Below are 1,704 nucleotides of genomic sequence, written 5' to 3'. Positions count from 1 at the left end.
CCATTGCGCCGGGCGAGATGATCGGCCTGTTCGGCCATAGTGGTTCGGGCAAATCGACCATGGTGAATCTGATCTGCCGCTTCTACGATGTCTCCGAAGGGGCGATCCGCATCGACGGCGTGGACATCCGTTCGCTGCCGATCTCCGAATATCGCCGCAACATCGGCCTGGTGCTGCAGGAGCCTTTCCTGTTCTTCGGCACCATTGCCGAGAACATCGCCTACGGCAAGCCGGAAGCCACGCGTGAAGAAATCATCGCCGCCGCCCGTGCCGCCCATGCGCATGAATTCATCCTGCGCCTGCCGCAGGGTTATGACTCGCTGGTGGGCGAGCGCGGCCAGGCGCTGTCGGGCGGCGAGCGCCAGCGCATCTCGATTGCCCGTGCGCTGCTGATCGATCCGCGCATCCTGATCTTGGATGAAGCCACTTCCTCGGTCGATACCACCACCGAAAAGGAAATCCAGAAGGCGCTGGACAACCTGGTGCAAGGCCGTACCACGATTGCCATCGCCCACCGCCTGTCCACGCTGCGCAAGGCCGATCGCCTGGTGGTGCTGGACCGTGGCCAGGTGGTCGAGGTCGGCAACCACGAAGAACTGATGGCCCGCGAAGGGCATTACTACAAGCTCTACCAGGCCCAGGCGCGCAATCCTGAGGGTGAAGCCGAGGTCTCGGTGAGCGAAGAAGAGAAGGGCGAATAAGGCCATGAGCACCACGATGAATTCTGCCCAACACTTCACCTTGGCGCGCAATGCTTTCGGGCGTCTGGTGTTGACCGACGCCCAGGGCGGCTCGCACGAGCACGTCATTCCGGTGCGTGCATTTCCGATCACATCGCCTGAAAGCGGGCTGTCCCTGGTCAGCAGCGATGGCCATGAGCTGGCCTGGATCGATACCTTGGACCAAGTGGATGCCGCGACGCGCCGCCTGATCGAGGAAGAACTCGCCAGCCGCGAATTCATGCCCGAGATCCAGCGCATCGTCAGCGTCTCCACCTTCGCCACGCCCAGCGATTGGACCGTGCAGACCACGCGTGGCACCACCACCTTCACGCTCAAGGGCGAGGAAGACATCCGCCGCCTGGCGGCACCGGCGCTGCTCATTGCCGACAGCCATGGCATCCAATTCCTGATCCGCGACCAGAAGGCGCTGGACAAGCACAGCCGCAAGATCCTGGATCGCTTCCTCTGATCCTTTCGCACGCTGCAAAAGACAACGGCCCTGATGTGAATCAGGGCCGTTTCTTCATTCAGGCGAACGCGATCAGAATTTTTCGTCCGGCCGCAAATAACGCCACTGTCCGGTCGGCAGTTCTCCGAGCTTCACGCCGCCGATACGCACGCGCTTCAAGCCGATCACCTTCAAGCCGACCATGTCGCACATGCGACGGATCTGGCGCTTCTTGCCTTCGCGCAGGGTAAAGCGCAACTGATCCTCGTTCTGCCACACCACCTTGGCCGGGCGCAGCGGCTTGCCATCCATGATGAGGCCGTGGTTCAAGCGCTTGAGATCGGCTTCGGGCAGCTTGCCGGGGCGAGTGTATTGCACGCGCACCAGGTATTCCTTGTCGACCGCCGAATCCTCGCCGATCAACTGCTTGGCGATGCGGCCATCCTGGGTCAGCACCAGCAGGCCCACCGAATCGATGTCCAGCCGTCCGGCCGGCACCAGGCTCTTCAGCTGGCGCGGGTGGAAGCGCATCTC

At 62.4% G+C, this 1,704-nt stretch carries 3 protein-coding genes; 2 read left to right on the top strand and 1 reads right to left on the bottom strand.

Going from position 1 to position 1,704, the window contains the following annotated elements; all coding sequences use genetic code 11:
* Both I5W_RS14060 and I5W_RS14055 read left to right on the top strand, forming a co-directional pair.
* Positions 1-701: ABC transporter ATP-binding protein (locus I5W_RS14060; RefSeq protein WP_148289111.1), on the top strand; the 701-nt coding region annotated here is incomplete at its 5' end.
* A gap of 4 nt (positions 702-705) precedes the next feature.
* Positions 706-1,191, top strand: coding sequence for a cyanophycin metabolism-associated DUF1854 family protein (locus I5W_RS14055; RefSeq protein ID WP_017451057.1), 486 nt, complete (start codon positions 706-708; stop codon positions 1,189-1,191).
* A gap of 72 nt (positions 1,192-1,263) precedes the next feature.
* Here the strand turns inward: I5W_RS14055 and I5W_RS14050 are convergent.
* Positions 1,264-1,704 (bottom strand): pseudouridine synthase (locus I5W_RS14050; RefSeq protein ID WP_044529695.1); only part of this gene is annotated, 441 nt, incomplete at its 5' end.

The sequence above is a fragment of the Herbaspirillum sp. B65 genome (assembly GCF_000333555.1).
Taxonomy (GTDB): Bacteria; Pseudomonadota; Gammaproteobacteria; order Burkholderiales; family Burkholderiaceae_D; genus Herbaspirillum; species Herbaspirillum rubrisubalbicans.
This window is presented reverse-complemented; position numbering and strand designations above follow the sequence as displayed.

What these genes read in the sequence shown, in the direction of transcription:
- I5W_RS14055 (WP_017451057.1), top strand. Translation starts at nt 706, where the DNA reads ATGAGCACCACGATGAATTCTGCCCAACACTTCACCTTGGCGCGCAAT.